The sequence below is a fragment of the Streptomyces sp. NPDC043738 genome, assembly GCF_056436545.1.
Genome location: NZ_JBWKCJ010000001.1, coordinates 605,460 through 620,065, shown reverse-complemented (window position 1 = coordinate 620,065; position 14,606 = coordinate 605,460). Strand labels below are relative to the sequence as shown.

Below are 14,606 nucleotides of genomic sequence, written 5' to 3'. Positions count from 1 at the left end.
GCCGCCACAGCGTTCACCGGGAGGCGACCATGGAGGAGCACTTCGTCTGGGTGACTACGCGCCGCATCAAGCCGGGCACGTTGGAGGACTTCGAGCGGGCCTGGCGCCCGCATCCGTACCCGAGAGCTCTGCGCCGCGCCTACGCGTACTGGTCCGAGGACGGACACGAGATCACCGGCGTCTCGTTCTGGGACTCCAAGGAGGCATGCGACGCCTGGCGCGCCTCCGACGAGGAACAGCGCCGCCGTGCGGCCATGGCACCCTTCGTGGTCGAGGAACGGGAGGGCTTCTACCGGGGCGGCGAGCTCACCGTTCCCGTTCACTGACAGCTCCCGAGCGGCGGCGCCCTGTGACGGCGCCCCGTACGCGGCCGAGCCGCCCGCCACGACCGGTTTCCAGTTGGTCCATACCTCTTGACGATAGGTATGGACCAACTTACGTTGTGCCACGTCACCATCGCCCGGAGAAACCCGGACGCCCCGCGGACTTCCCCGCCACACCGCACCCGGCCCTCGGTGACGCCCCGTCACATCCGAAGGGAGCACCGCGTGATCGGTCGGATATCGCGTCTGCTGAGGGCCGGTCTGGCGATGGCCTGCGTCGTACCGATGCTGGTCTCCGCGGCACCGAGCGCACCCCGGGACGGCGACACCTGCGCGGTCCGACCGAGGCCCTCGGGCAAGGTCCTCCAGGGGTACTGGGAGAACTGGGACGGCGCCGCGAACGGCGTCCATCCGCCCTTCGGCTGGACTCCGATCACCGACACCCGTATCCGCGATCACGGATACAACGTCCTCAACACGGCGTTCCCGGTCATCCGCGCCGACGGCACGGTCCTGTGGGAGGACGGGATGGACGCGACCGTGAAGGTGCCGACCCCGGCCGAGATGTGCCAGGCCAAGGGCGACGGCCTCACGGTCCTGATGTCCATCGGCGGAGCGTCGGCCGGCATCGACCTCAACTCCACCGACGTCGCCGACCGGTTCGTCGAAACGCTCGTGCCGATTCTGCAGAAGTACCACTTCGACGGCATCGACATCGACATCGAGACCGGCCTCACCGGCAGCGGCGACATCAACCGGTTGTCGGCCTCGCAGGCCAACCTCGTCCGCATCATCGACGGCGTACTCGACCGGATGCCCCCGGACTTCGGTCTGACGATGGCGCCCGAGACGGCCTACGTCACCGGCGGCAGCGTGACCTACGGATCGATCTGGGGCGCCTACCTGCCCATCGTCAAGAAGTACGCGGACAACGGCCGGCTCTGGTGGCTGAACATGCAGTACTACAACGGCAACATGTACGGGTGCCGGGGCGACTCGTACTCCGCCGGCACCCTCGAGGGGTTCACCGCGCAGACGGACTGCCTCGACAAGGGCCTGACCGTCCAGGGCACCACCGTCCGGGTCCCCTACGACAAGCAGGTCCCCGGCCTGCCCGCGCAACCGGGCGCGGGCGGCGGTCATATGCCACCGCACCTGGTGACACAGGCCTGGAACAGCTACGACGACGGTCTGAAGGGGCTGATGACCTGGTCGCTCAACTGGGACGGGTCGAAGGGCTGGACGTTCGGCGACAACGTCAAGGCCGCGCAGGGCCGCTGAAGCCGCCGGGCGGGGTCCGCCGGGAGATCGGTGCCCCCGCCCCCGCTCTCCTGACGGCGACGGAGACCATCCCGCCAGGAGAGGCCCGGGGATCGCCGCCGCACTAAAATGGCCCTGTGGTCCGGCGCAACGAGGAGGTCGAGGCGCTGCTCCAGGAGTACGCGGACCTCGTCCTGATCACCGGCGGAGACGCGTTCAAGGCCCGCGCCTACGAGAAGGCCGCACGCGCCATCGGCAGCCACCACGCCGACGTCTCCACGCTCGACGCCGACGGCCTGCGGGAGATCCCGAACGTCGGCAGGTCCATCGCCGACAAGGTGATCGGCTATCTGCGGACCGGGAGCATGCCGGCCGTGGAGGACGTGCGGGCGAAGGTCCCCGCGGGCGTGCGGCAGCTGATGGCCATCCCCACCCTCGGCCCGCGCAAGGCCATGACGCTCTACCAGGACCTGCACATCTCCTCGGTGCCCGAACTCCTCGACGCCCTCCACGAGGAGCGGCTGCGCGACCTCAAGGGGTTCGGCCCCAAGACCGAGGAGAACATCCTGCACGGCATCGACCTGATGCGGGCCGCGGGCGACCGGGTGCCGATCAACGCCGCCATGGACGTCGCCGAGGAGATCGTGGCCGAGCTGTCCGCCCTGCCCGGCTGCGAGAACTGCGCCTACGCCGGGTCGCTGCGCCGTATGCGGGAGACGATCGGCGATGTGGACATCCTCGTGGCGGCGACCCGCTCCGCCCCCTTCATGGACGCCTTCGTACGGCTGCCGGGCACGGCCGAGGTGATCGCGCAGGGCACGAAGAAGACGTCCGTGCGCACCACGAAGGGACTGCAGATCGATCTGCGGGTCGTGCCGCCGGACTCCTGGGGTGCGGGGCTGCAGTACTTCACCGGCTCCAAGGCGCACAACATCCGCACCCGCGAGCGGGCCGTGCACCACAAGCTCAAGCTCTCCGAGTACGGCCTGTTCCACGCCAAGAGCGGGAAGAAGATCGTCTCGCAGACCGAGGAGGAGGTCTACGCCCGGCTCGGTCTGCCCTGGATCCCGCCGACGCTGCGGGAGGACCGCGGCGAGGTCGCCGCGGGGCTGCGCGGCGAGCTGCCGGACCTGGTCACGGAGGCGGACATCAGGGGCGACCTGCACACCCACACCGACCTCACCGACGGCCTGGCCCCGCTGGAGGAGATGGTGGAAGCCGCCGCCCGGCGGGGCCTGCGCTACTACGCGATCACCGACCACGCCCCTGACCTGGCCATGCAGCGGATGACCGCCGACAAGGCGCTGGCCCAGCGCGAGCGGGTGCGCGAACTCGACGGCAGACACCGCAAGATGCGCCTGCTGCACGGCACCGAGCTCAACATCGGCCCGGACGGCACGGTGGACTGGCCACAGGAGTTCCTGCGGGGCTTCGACCTCTGCGTGGCCTCCGTCCACGCGTACTTCCAGCAGGGGCGCGACGCGCTGACCCGCCGGCTCGTGGCGGCCTGCGAGAACCCCGAGGTCAACATCATCGGGCATCCGACCACCCGGATCATCGGCCGGCGCCCGGGCCTGGACATGGACCTCGACGCGGTGTTCGCCGCCTGCGCACGCACCGGCACGGCGCTGGAGATCAACGCCCACCCCGACCGGCTCGACCTGTCCGACGAGCACATCCTGCGCGCCAAGCGGTACGGCGTGAAGTTCGCCGTCAACACCGACGCGCACGCACCACTGCACCTGGAGTACCTGCGCTACGGCGTGGGCATCGCACAGCGGGGCTGGCTGACCGCGGACGACGTGATCAACACCTGGCCCCTGGCCCGGCTGCGCGGATTCCTCCGCAAAGGAGGCCCTGCGGCCACATCGTCCTAGTCTGGTAGTACACACCGTCCCCGATCCGGGGGAAGATCATGGAACTCGGTTTTCTCAAGCCGCTCTTCGACCGTCTGGGCCCCTGGGCCTCCGTGTACATCGACACCACCCGCGCGACCGAGGACGCGCCACGGCAGCAGAAGCTCCGCGAGCGCGCCGTGGCCTCGCAGCTCATCGACGCGGGCGCCGACCCGTACACCTGCCGGGCCGTGGTGGACCGGCTCGCCCACGAACCGGCCTCCGGAGCGCCTCCCGGCCGGGCCGTCTTCGCCGCCGGCGCCGAGGTCGTACTCGACATCCCACTCAGCGTGACCCCGGTGCGCATCGAGGCGACCTGGTCCCTGCTGCCGCACATCGCCCCGCTTCCCGGGCTGATCGGCGAGGAGCCGCCGTGCCTGGTCGCCTACATCGACCGCACCGGCGCCGATCTGGAGCTGCGCGACTCCCAGCGCAGCCGGGCCCTGGCCACGGCGCAGGGCAGGGAGTGGCGGGGCCGGGGGCACCGCAGCATGCCCACGGACCGGTACGAGTGGCACTACCGGAACAAGGTCGAGAACAGCTGGAACGAGACCGCCGACATCATCGCGGCCGAGCTCGCCCGGCAGTGGCCGCAGACCGGCGCACGGCTGCTGGTCCTGACCGGCGACTCCCGCGAGCGCAGGGCCGTGTACAACCGGCTGCCCGAGCCGATCCGGGCCGCCACCGTCGAGGCCGAGAACGGCAGCAGGTCGGCGGGCGCCTCCAAGAGCGTCCTGGACCGCCAGATCGCGCAGGCCCGCGCCGCGTACGCGCAGGCCCGCCTCGAAGAGGCGCTCGGCCGCTTCCGCGCCGGACGCGGCCGCCCCGGCGAGCACGGTGTGCGCGGGGCGGACAGCAACCCCGGGGATGCGGCGGAAGGCGTACCGGCCGTCGTGGACGCGGCCCGCAGCCACCAGGTGCACACATTGCTCCTCGGGCAGGACGCGTCCGACGCGGGCCGCGACGTCTGGATCGGGCCCGGCGCCGACCAGGTCGCCGTCCAGCGCGGTCAGGCGCAGGCGATGGGCGTCAGCAAGCCCGAGCGGGCACGTGCGGACGACGCGCTGCTGCGCTCCGCCGCGGCGGCCGACGCCGAGGTACTGCTCGTCCCCGAGGGCATCGCGGGCCCTGCGGGCGGCCTCGGCGCGGTACTCCGCTGGAGCACCTGACCCACGGGGTCCACCGGGGGGATACCCCTTGCCCCGCATCGCCTCCGCGGTGGCGGTCAGCATGCGTGTCCGCTGCGACGCCACCACCTGTTCACGGCTGAGGTGGTGCCGACCGCCGCGTCCTTCACCAGCGCGTTGCCCACCGGAAAACCCGCATGCGCGGCCTCGCGCGGCAATGGGATCATTCGGCAATGGACGACAGTCTCGAACCGCTGGTCATCCGGCACACCCTCCGTCTCCCCTCCCCCACCGGACCCGCCGGTGAAGGAGGCGTCGCAGCACGGCAGTTCGACGCCGTGCTGATGTCCGTGGGCTTCAAACTCTCGGCGGACCTGCTTCAGCACCTGTCGGGACTGTCTGAGGGCACCGTCGTCGACACCGCGGTGCGCACGCTGCGCACCGTGCGCCAGATGGTCGGCGACCACGTCCAGCACAACGTCTACTTCATCGACTTCCCGGCCAACGTGCCCGACACGTTCGACTTCTGGATGCGGTGCACAGTCGAGGCGCTCGCCGACGACGCGGCGCGCCCCGGCACCCTCGCCCAACTTCGAAGCGGCGTCCTGGACCTGCTCACCCTCCCGTCCTACGGCAACTACCGCCACACCTATGCCGAGATGCTCGCCGCCCACGACGAGCTGATCGCCGCGGCGGGCGACCGCGTGACGGTCCTGCATCTGGGCGGCGACCCGGACGACGAGATCGGTGCGCTGTACCTGGCCCTGGCCGGATCCACCACGCCCCTGAACGACGACGACCTGCGCGATCTGCGGACCCTGGCCGAGCACCGTGTACACGGGCCCCAGCCCGAGGTGATCCCGATCCGCGAGAACCGCGCGGTGATCAACCGAGCCCGGCTCGGCGCCGGCGCGGACCTCCTGCTGGACACCGTCACCGATGTGCTCCGCCTGGCCTGCGAACTGTCGGACGGCGACGTGACCCTCCAGGAACCCACGCGGTTTCGAGCGCTGTCGCGTCCGGTCCGCCGCGCGCTGCTCGCCGGCCTCGACTCCGTCGTCGCCGCGGCTCCCGCCAAGCTCTCCGACGTCGGCGTGCATCGCGAGGCCTTCAAGCGCCTCGGCGAGCGCCTCCATCCGCACGAGTACCCGCGCTGGCCGCACGCCGCCGAGGTCTTCGCCGTCGCCCGGGGCGAGAAGAAGGCACGTTCCTTCGACAGCCGAGTGGAGGAGCTGCTCGGCATGCACGACGTCACGGGCGCGGTCGAGCTGCTGAAGGCCGCCCCCGGCAAGCTGTTCCGCTCGCTGGACCGCCTGCTGCGGACGGCTCTCACCCAGGCCGAGCGCGATGCGGTGGTGGCGGCCGCGGAGCAGGTCGCGCCCATGGTCGCGGGCCGGGTCGTGCTGTCGGTCCGCGAGCACCTGCACAACCGTGCCGGGGAGAGCGGCCAGCGCCGTGTCTTCGTCAACCGCCTCGGCCGGGCCTGGGTCACCTCCGACGAACGCCCCGTGGTGCTGCCTGCGGAACGCAAGCGCCTGATCGACGCGTTCGACGCCGAGGTACGCCGCCGTCTGCCGTCGCCCGGCCAGCTGCTGATCGACCCCGACGTCCTCGACGTCGCCCTCCCCCTCAGCGGCAAGGCGACCGCGGCCGGTCTCGGCGTGCTGCCCCGCGGCTCGCTCTCCCCGGTCGACGGCGAACTGCTGCGCTTCTTCGTCCACTGGAAGCAGAGCCGCCGCACCACGGACTACGACCTGTCGGCGCTGATGCTCGACGCCGCCTACGCGACGGTTTCCTGGCTTTCCTACACCGCCCTCACCGAAGTCGAAGGCGAACACTCCGGCGACATCACCGACGCCCCGGACGGGGCCTCGGAGTTCATCGATCTGCGCCTGGGGGCCGTGCGGGGCACCTTCATCGTCCCGCAGGTCAACATCTTCTCGGGGGAGGGCTTCGAGGAGGTCGACGAGTCGTTCTTCGGCTTCATGCTGCGCGACGCCGATCAGCGCGGCCGCCCGTTCGAGCCGCGCACCGTGCGGATGAAGTCCGAACTGCGCGGCCCGGGCCGGGTCGCGCTGCCGCTGGCGTTCCTGCGCGGGGAGGACGGCCGGTGGCGCGCCAAGTGGCTGCACCTGTACCTCAAGGGCCATCCGGCGGCCAACCGGGTCGAGGGGAACCGGGTGTCGGTCGCGGCCCTGCTGCGCGGCATCGTCGAGCGCGAGCACCTCACGGTCCGGTACCTCACCGACCTGATGGCCGGCGGCAGCACGACCGTGACGCCGTGGGACGGCAGGACGGTCCCTGAGGGGCCCGTCACCTACATCGGGCTGGAACGGCCCGACGGTCTGCCCGCCGGCTCCCGGATCCTCACTCCGGAAAATCTACGCGACCTGATCCCCGACTGACTGGTAGCGTTGATCGCGGCGAGGCCATGAAGGGGCTTCCTTCTCATACCTCTCTGACATAGTCCTTTCGCTTTCCTCGCCACCGACTTCGCGCCGCATCCGGCGCACAAGGGCCTCCGGCCACCTCCCAGGGGAGATGGCCGGAGGCCCTTGTCATACCGCCACGGTCCGCCGAGGTCAGACCACCGGCGCCGGGTAGGTCGGGTACTCGACCCCGGAGACGTGCTGCACGACCCGGATGACCTGGCAGGAGTAGCCGAACTCGTTGTCGTACCACAGGTAGAGGATCGCGTTGTCGCCGTCCACCTTGGTGGCGCCGGCGTCGACGATCGAGGCGTGGCGGGAGCCGACGAAGTCCATGGAGACCGCGTCGGGGGCGGTGGTGAAGTCGATCTGGCGCTTGAGCGGCGAGTGCAGCGAGACGTCGCGGAGGTATTCGAGTACCTCTTCGCGGGTGGTCTCGCGGCCCAGGCGCAGGCTCAGGATGGCGATCGAGACGTCCGGGACGGGGACGCGGATCGAGCTGCCGGTGATGGGCGCCTTGAGGTCGGGCAGCGCCTTGGCGACGGCGGAGGCGGCACCGGTCTCGGTGATGACCATGTTGAGCGGCGCGGAACGGCCGCGGCGGTCGGCCTTGTGGTAGTTGTCCAGCAGGTTCTGGTCGTTGGTGAACGAGTGGACGGTCTCGACGTGGCCGCGCAGGACGCCGTACTCGTCGTCCATGGCCTTCAGCGGCGGGACGATCGCGTTGGTGGTGCAGGAGGCGCAGGACAGGATCTGCTCGTCCGGCTTGATCGTGTCGTGGTTGACGCCGTGGACGATGTTCGGGACGTCGCCCTTGCCCGGGGCGGTCAGGACGACCTTGTCGATACCGGGGCGCAGGTGCTTGGACAGGCCCTCGCGGTCGCGCCACTTGCCCGTGTTGTCGATGAGGATGGCGTCCTTGATGCCGTACGCGGTGTAGTCGACCTCGGACGGGTCGTTCGCGTAGATCACCTTGATCGCGTTGCCGTTGGCGACGATCGTGCTCGTCGCCTCGTCCACGGTGATGGTGCCCTGGAACTGGCCGTGGATGGAGTCTCGGCGCAGCAGCGAGGCGCGCTTGACCAGGTCCGCCTCGCCGCCGCCGCGGACGACGATGGCGCGCAGCCGCAGGCCGTTGCCGGAGCCGGCCTTCTCGATCAGCAGACGGGCGACGAGGCGGCCGATCCGGCCGAAGCCGTACAGGACGACGTCGCGCCCCTCGCGGCACTCGATCTTGTTGGCACCCGTGGCGCCGGCGACGGCCTCGGCGGTGAACTCCTCCACCGAAAGACCGCGGTCGTCGGTCTTGTACGTCGCGGCGAGCATGCCGATGTCGATCTGGGAGGGGCCGAGATCGAGCGTGGTGAGAGCCTGCAGGAACGGCATGGTCTCGAGGACCGAGAGTTCCTCGCCGGCTATCTGCCGGGCGAACCGGTGGGTCTTGAGGATGCTGACCACCGACTTGTTCACCAAGGAGCGGCTGTGGAGGAGGACCGTGACGTCCCGCTCCCTGTGCAGCTTCCCGATGATCGGGATCATCGACTCCGCGATCTCCTCGCGGGTATTCCAGTTGGTGAACGAGTCGTCGTTGACAGTCACAGGCTTATCTTTCGAGCTAGGCGGTGCTCATATGCTAGCCCCTGCCGCTTCGGCCTCCTCACGGCGCCCCCTGTAGAGGAGTGCGCGACTCGGCTCCCATGATCGACCCGGGTACGGAATGGACCGTTTTGCCCGACAGGGTCGCGGTGACCGGGGGCGGATGACATGCCTCAACCAGGCGACTAATCGGCCAATCGATGCACAAGTAAAGAAAAGGGGCACATAGCGGCGAAGAGAAATCATCGCCCCTACGTGCCCCTGCTCCCGGGTGCCGGCCCCTAGACCTCGTCCGGGTGGCGCGGCCGGCGCCACATCCCCCACAGCACCGGCCCGTCCCCGGGCAGTCGCACCTCCGCCCGCACGGTGAAGCCGAAGTGCTCGTAGAAGGGGAGATTGGACGGCTTGGAGGACTCCAGATAGGCGGGCAGACCCACCGCGTCGGCCTTGGCCAGCCCCGAGCGCAGCAGGGCGGCCCCGTGCCCCTGCCCCTGGGCGGCCGGGTCGGCGCCGATCATCGCCAGGTACCAGTGCGGTTCCTGGGGGGTGTGCCGGGCGGCCGTCTCCACGGCGTCCCGGAACAGCCCGGCCCGGTCGCCGAGGATGCCGAGGAGTTCCTCGATGGTCTCCGCGTCGGGAACGGCCTTGGCCTGCGCCTCCGGCGGCACCCAGAACGCGGCCGCCGCCTCGGTGCGCTCACACACACCGTGGCGGACGTACTGCCGGGTGAAGATCGTGGTGAAGTAGCGGCCCAGCGCCGCCTCCCGCGAGGCGCCGTCGGGGAAGAACCAGCGCATCATCGGGTCGTCGTCGAAGGCGCGGGCCAGGGTGGGGCCGATCAGCGCAGCGTCGTCGATCGTCGCCGCCTTCGGCGTGTTCGTTATCGGCATACGGGTCATTCTGTACCCGATGATCTTGGGCGGCGGGAGCGGGGTCTGGCAGGGAAGTTGGGGCCGGGCCACCGGGAGGGTGCCCGGTCGCGGCCGTCTCTTCGCCCGGCTGGTCCGGCAGGCTCCCCTGCTTCTCGGCACCGGAGTGACTCCGAGTTTGCACAGGCGAAGCAGGGGAAACGCTCTTGCGGATCGATGGACCTGGCGCCGGAGCCCGCCGGCCCGCGCCGCGCGTTCCGCGCGCAGTCCGCCACGCAGCGAGAGGACTCCATGATGGACATCCGCCGTGCCCTCACCGTTCTGGCCACCGCCGTTCTGCTCTCCCTGGGGGGCCTCGCCCTTGCCGCGCCGGCCCAGGCCGACTCCGAAGGTGCCGAGAGCAACGCCGCCGTCGTCCCCGCGCTGGGGGCGGGGCTGATCCTGTAACCGCCCCGCCCCGGCCCCCGCCCAGGGGCGCGCGTCAGTCGCCCCAGATCTTGCGGTAGGCCTGGCGGTAGCCCTCGGAGTCCCAGGACAGTGCGCCGCCGCTGTTGGCGGCGGTGGCGATGTGGACGGGGGCGACGTACCCGCTGTCGGGGGCTCCGGCGAAGGCGCGGTTGAACTCGTCGACGATCTGCCAGCCCTGCTCGGAGAGCGGCTCGGGCACGGTGGCGGCCTGGAACTCCTTGCCGTTGACGCGCTCGAAGGCCGACGGGTCACCGTCACCGGCACCGATGTTGAACGGGGCCCCGGCACCGTCCTTGCCCGCGGCGCGCAGGGCGGGGGCGGCATGGCGGAAGTACAGGTCGTTGATGGCGGCGGAGTAGGTCCACTCGCGGCCGAAACGGGACAGCAGGGAGCGGACTTCCCCGATGGAGCGGCTGTTGGCCTGGGGAATGGGGATGTGGGTGTAGCTCAGCAGCTTGGTGCCGGAGCAGGTGGCGAGTTCCTTCTTGATCAGGTCGGACTTTCGCTTCGCGAACGGTATCGAGGTGTCGGTGAACAGCACGACGCCCGCGCGGCCGTTGGACCGGGCGATGATCCAGTCGGCGCTGATCTTCGCGACATCCTCGACCCGGGAGGTGATGTTGCTGACGAGCTGCGGATCTTCACTGGGGCCGGGAACCGCGGTGGCGTGCCAGCCGATCAGCGGGATGCGCGCCCTGTTGGCCTTCTTGACGCTCTCCGCGGCGGTCGCGGGATCGAAGCCGCCGACGACGATGCCGTCCGGCTTGAGGCTGACGGCCTGCTTGAACGCGGCCCGGATGCCGTCGGGCGTGCCCTGGCCGTTGAGGGTGCGGACGCGCCATCCGACGATCTTGGCGGCTTCCTGGACACCTTGGGCGACCCCGGCGACGCCCGGGTTGGTCAGCGTCTGGGCGATATAGACGATGCTCTTGCCGTGGACGGCCTCGGGCCCGGTGGTGGGGCCTCTCCAGGGGGCGTTGGCCTCCTCGGCCTTCGCGACCGCCTCCTTGGCCCTGGAGAGGGTGGTGGGGCACCCGGGCTTGGCGGAATCCTTGCGGGCCGCGGTGGCGTCGGAGTCGCAGCCGGCGGTGGCCATGACCAGGAGTGCGGCGGCTGACACGACCGCCTTGCGGGTGGGGTGCACGGGTCTCCTCGCAGGGCAGGTTGAGGATGCGGGTTGGGGTGGGGGGAGACAGGTTACGGGTGGCGAGGCCCCGCGGAGCATCCGCCTCCGGAAGGTACGACGCAGGCCACCGGCGCCGGCCCCGTCGGCCGACGAGCGGTCCGCGCCCCACTCCCCCGCGGACACCGGCCCGTTCACCGGGGCGGCACCCCGACGTGGGACAACCCGCCAAAAGTGACAAAGAGTTGAATACCGTTTGGCCTTTGCTGCCATGTGTTGCATGCGCGTGCACAAGCGGTAGTGTTCACGGCCGGTCGGGCATGTGGCGCAATCTTTTCGCTCGCATCTAGGGTGAACTGCGCAAACGCCACACTTCCCCATCGTCGGCGGTCGGCGACAACGACACCTCGGTCACCGCTCAGGAGCACGTCGTAAGGAGGCTGGGTGTCTGTCGACGCAGTGGACCCGCCACACGAAGCGGACGGGTCTCGGCGTTCGCCGTCGAGGCCGCGGTTCCGTCAGCGGGCGGGCGTCCTCCTGGACCGATGGCCGTTCCGGCGGAAACTCAACGTTCTGGTGATCGCGCCCGTCGCGGCCGTCGGCGTACTGCTGGGCCTCGCCGTCAACTCCCAGGTGGACAAGGCCGTCGACGCCGGCCGGAGCGCGGAGCTGGTGCGCGACAGCGAACAGGTCACTCGCCTGATCAACGACGTGCAGGCCGAACACCGGCAGGCGCTCCTGCTGTCCGTGGAGCAGGAGTCGGTCCGGCCCGGCGCCGCCCTGCCGTCGACCGCCGCCTACCGCAGGGCGCAGCGGGACACCGACGAGCAGGTCACCGCCGTGCGCTCCGCGTTCGGCGCGGGCCTGCCGCGGCAGGAGGCACAGGCCCTCGACTACATCCGGGGCCTCGCCGTGCTGCGCGACAAGGTCGAGCGGGGCTCGATTCCGGCCGCCGGCATCGATCCCGCGTACGCCGCCGCGGTCGGCTACCTCATCGACGGCATCGGCCTCGATCGCTTCGTCGGCAGTTCGTCGTCCTCGGTCACCGAACTCCTCGACACGGTGCTGCGGGCCGACGCCGCCCACGCGGCCTTCGAGAGCGGGGTGTTCTCCGCCCAGACCCGGGATGCCAACGCGCTCACCGAGTACACCCGCGCGGTCGGCGCCCACAAGCTCTACGAGGAGCAGACCGCGCGCTTCGGCAGGATCGCCGACCCGGACCAGGCCCTGCGCCTGGGCGGGATCGAGCGGGATGCCGAGGAGAACGGCATCGAGGCCCAGTTCGCGGAGCTCCAGATCGATCCGGGCTCGCTGCAGGGCCAGAGCCCGCGTCAGCTGCGCGAGGCGATCACCGCCGGAACCCGGCAGGCCGAGGCCCGCCTCGACATCACCCGGTCGCTGATCGGTCAGATCGCCGCCCGGGCCGACGGCCTGTCCCGGAGCGCCCTGTACAACGCGCTGGCGATGCTCGGCCTCGCCCTGCTCGGCTTCGCTTCCTGGCTGGCCTTCTCCGTCCTGGTCCGGCGCTCGGTCGTACGTCCGCTGGCGGCCCTGACCGGTGCCGCCCAGCAGGTGGTCGACGTGGCCGACGAGGAACTCGCCAGGGTCGAGGACGACGAGTCGGCGGAGGGCACCCCGCTGCGGCCGCGGCCGATCCCCGTCCCGGTCCGCGACGAGATCGGCCACCTGGCCGAGGCGTTCAACCAGGTGCAGGTCACCGCCGCGGCGCTGCTGGAGCGGCAGGTGCTCAGCCGCCGCAACGTGGCCGAGATGTTCGGCAACGTCGGACGCCGGGTCAGCAACCTCACCTCACGCCAGCTGATGCTGATCGACACCGTGGAACGCGAGGAGACCGACCCCGACATCCTGGACCGGATGTACCGCATCGACCACATCGCCGTGCGTCTCCAGCGCAACGCCGACAGCCTGATGCTGCTCGCCGGCATCCGGGACCCCGAGGTGGAGGCCCGGCCGACCGCCCTGGCCAACGTCATACGGGCCGCCCTCGGCCAGATCGAGGGCTACCAGCGGGTGTCCCTGCGGTCCGAGACGGAGTTCACCGTCGGGCCCGACGTCGTCGACGATCTGACGCTGATGCTCGCCGAACTGCTGGAGAACGCGGTCTCGTTCTCCCCGTCCGACACCCCCGTCGAGGTGGTCGTGCGGCCCGGTACCGACATCACCTCGGACGGCGGTGCCCTGATCGAGGTCATCGACCACGGCCTGGGCATGAGCACGGAACGCCTCGGCGAGGAGAACTCCCGGCTGGTCCGCCGGGAGCGGCTCGACCTGGTACCGACCAAGGTCCTCGGCCTGTTCGTGGTCGGCAGCCTCGCCCGGCGCTCGGGCATCCGGGTCACCCTGAGCCGTACCCCGGGCGGCGGGGTCACCGGCTCCGTCTGGCTGCCCGCCACGCTCCTTCTGGCCGTGAGCCCCGCCGCCGCGCCGTCCCCGGCAGCGGATGTGTCGCACGCCGCGCCGGAGTTCCCGGCAGCGCCCGAGCAGGAGTCCACCGCGCCCGCGCTCCAGCCGGTGCCGGACCTGGCCACGCCCCTGCCGGTGCGTCCCGCCGCCACGCCCGATCAGCGGTCGGCCGCCCCCGCCCGGCAGGGCGAGCTGCCCCGGCGCCTCCCGCACCTCGCGGAGGCGGAGCGGACCGCCCCCGCCCCCGAAGCGCGGCCGGCACAGTCCGCCCGGCCACTGCGGCGGCGGGTACGGGGGGCGACGCTCGACATGACCGCCCCGACGGCCGACCGGGGGGCGCAGGCCGCGCGCCGGCCCGTCGACCCGGACGCGGTCCGTTCGGAACTCGACGAATTCGAGGCCGCCGTCCGCAGGGCAGAGCAGGAGAGTGCCACTGCCCCGACGGATCCAGCACCATCGCAGCACCAGCAACCCCGGAAGGAGTCGGGCAGTGACCACGCCGACAGGTAAGAGCAGCTCCGAGCGGGAGGAGCCCATGGACCTGACAGCCGCCGCGGCCGACTTCACCTGGCTGCTCGACCGGTTCGCCACCCAGACCGCCGGTGTCGTCGACGCCATCGCGGTGTCCTCCGACGGTCTGCTGATCGCCGTGTCCCAACTGCGCGACCAGGCCGACTCCGAGCGGCTCGCGGCGATCGTGTCGGGCGTCACCAGCCTGGCGGCCGGGGCGTCCGGCAACTACGGCCTCGGCGGCCTCAACAAGGTCATCATCGACTTGGAGGGCGGCCATGTCCTGGTGTCGGCCATCGGCTGCGGTGCCGTCCTGGGCGTGGTGACCTCGAAGGAGGCGAAGCTCGGCAACATCGCCTACGAGATGACCCTCTTCGCCAACCGGGCCGGGAGCGCGCTCACCCCCCAGCTGGTGTTGGAGCTCAAGAACAACGCCGGCGCCGCACCGGCCCGCTGACCCGTCCCACACCGCGGAGCCAGGGGCGCGGGCGCCGAGAAGAGGATCATGATGGCCGCAGGTGGACCAGGACCGGACGAGGGTGGGAGTCCCCCCTGCGCATGGGGGTCCCCCCGCTCGAGCGG

11 protein-coding genes are annotated in these 14,606 nt (G+C 70.9%); 8 read left to right on the top strand and 3 right to left on the bottom strand.

What is annotated here, in order from left to right:
- Window positions 1-29 precede the first annotated feature (29 nt).
- The 5 genes from AC0680_RS02795 (at window position 30) to AC0680_RS02775 (ending at window position 7,010) form a co-directional block, all read left to right on the top strand.
- The gene (locus AC0680_RS02795; RefSeq protein WP_393496368.1) at window positions 30-326 is read left to right on the top strand and encodes a hypothetical protein; all 297 of its coding nucleotides are present in this window, start codon (window positions 30-32) and stop codon (window positions 324-326) included.
- Between the two features lie 225 nt (window positions 327-551).
- The gene (locus tag AC0680_RS02790) at window positions 552-1,604 is read left to right on the top strand and encodes a chitinase (protein WP_478624477.1); all 1,053 of its coding nucleotides are present in this window, start codon (window positions 552-554) and stop codon (window positions 1,602-1,604) included.
- Between the two features lie 116 nt (window positions 1,605-1,720).
- Complete coding sequence (gene polX, locus AC0680_RS02785; protein WP_478624357.1) at window positions 1,721-3,460, top strand: DNA polymerase/3'-5' exonuclease PolX; 1,740 nt, start codon at window positions 1,721-1,723, stop codon at window positions 3,458-3,460.
- 38 nt (window positions 3,461-3,498) lie between these two features.
- A complete protein-coding gene (locus AC0680_RS02780; RefSeq protein WP_478624355.1) occupies window positions 3,499-4,647 on the top strand; it encodes a baeRF2 domain-containing protein in 1,149 nt (382 codons plus the stop codon).
- 191 nt (window positions 4,648-4,838) lie between these two features.
- Window positions 4,839-7,010, top strand: a complete 2,172-nt coding sequence (locus tag AC0680_RS02775; protein ID WP_478624353.1) for a TerD family protein — start codon at window positions 4,839-4,841, stop codon at window positions 7,008-7,010.
- Window positions 7,011-7,187: 177 nt separating this feature from the next.
- Here the strand turns inward: AC0680_RS02775 and AC0680_RS02770 are convergent, their stop codons facing one another.
- Together AC0680_RS02770 and AC0680_RS02765 are read right to left on the bottom strand one after the other, a co-directional pair.
- Complete coding sequence (locus AC0680_RS02770; RefSeq protein ID WP_478624351.1) at window positions 7,188-8,633, bottom strand: glyceraldehyde-3-phosphate dehydrogenase; 1,446 nt, start codon at window positions 8,631-8,633, stop codon at window positions 7,188-7,190.
- Window positions 8,634-8,911: 278 nt separating this feature from the next.
- Window positions 8,912-9,520, bottom strand: a complete 609-nt coding sequence (locus tag AC0680_RS02765) for a GNAT family N-acetyltransferase (protein ID WP_478624349.1) — start codon at window positions 9,518-9,520, stop codon at window positions 8,912-8,914.
- Window positions 9,521-9,715: 195 nt separating this feature from the next.
- Between AC0680_RS02765 and AC0680_RS02760 the strand changes: the two genes are divergently transcribed.
- Entirely contained in the window at window positions 9,716-9,946 is a 231-nt protein-coding gene (locus AC0680_RS02760; RefSeq protein ID WP_478624347.1) for a hypothetical protein, read from the top strand.
- Between the two features lie 34 nt (window positions 9,947-9,980).
- Here AC0680_RS02760 and AC0680_RS02755 read toward each other — a convergent pair whose 3' ends face one another.
- Window positions 9,981-11,111: a substrate-binding domain-containing protein gene (locus AC0680_RS02755; RefSeq protein ID WP_478624345.1), complete on the bottom strand. Its 1,131-nt coding sequence runs from the start codon at window positions 11,109-11,111 to the stop codon at window positions 9,981-9,983.
- Window positions 11,112-11,666: 555 nt separating this feature from the next.
- On the opposite strand from AC0680_RS02755, the gene AC0680_RS02750 reads away from it, so the two are divergent.
- Complete coding sequence (locus AC0680_RS02750) at window positions 11,667-14,024, top strand: sensor histidine kinase (protein ID WP_478624343.1); 2,358 nt, start codon at window positions 11,667-11,669, stop codon at window positions 14,022-14,024.
- A 25-nt stretch (window positions 14,025-14,049) separates the two neighbouring features.
- Complete coding sequence (locus AC0680_RS02745; protein WP_478624476.1) at window positions 14,050-14,481, top strand: roadblock/LC7 domain-containing protein; 432 nt, start codon at window positions 14,050-14,052, stop codon at window positions 14,479-14,481.
- Window positions 14,482-14,606: the final 125 nt, after the last annotated feature.

Bases quoted from the DNA above. Each gene is read 5' to 3' on its own strand.
- AC0680_RS02780 (WP_478624355.1), top strand. From the start codon at position 3,499: ATGGAACTCGGTTTTCTCAAGCCGCTCTTCGACCGTCTGGGCCCCTGG.
- AC0680_RS02745 (WP_478624476.1), top strand. From the start codon at position 14,050: ATGGACCTGACAGCCGCCGCGGCCGACTTCACCTGGCTGCTCGACCGG.
- AC0680_RS02760 (WP_478624347.1), top strand. From the start codon at position 9,716: ATGGACCTGGCGCCGGAGCCCGCCGGCCCGCGCCGCGCGTTCCGCGCG.
- AC0680_RS02775 (WP_478624353.1), top strand. From the start codon at position 4,839: ATGGACGACAGTCTCGAACCGCTGGTCATCCGGCACACCCTCCGTCTC.
- AC0680_RS02765 (WP_478624349.1), bottom strand. From the start codon at position 9,520: ATGCCGATAACGAACACGCCGAAGGCGGCGACGATCGACGACGCTGCG.
- AC0680_RS02795 (WP_393496368.1), top strand. From the start codon at position 30: ATGGAGGAGCACTTCGTCTGGGTGACTACGCGCCGCATCAAGCCGGGC.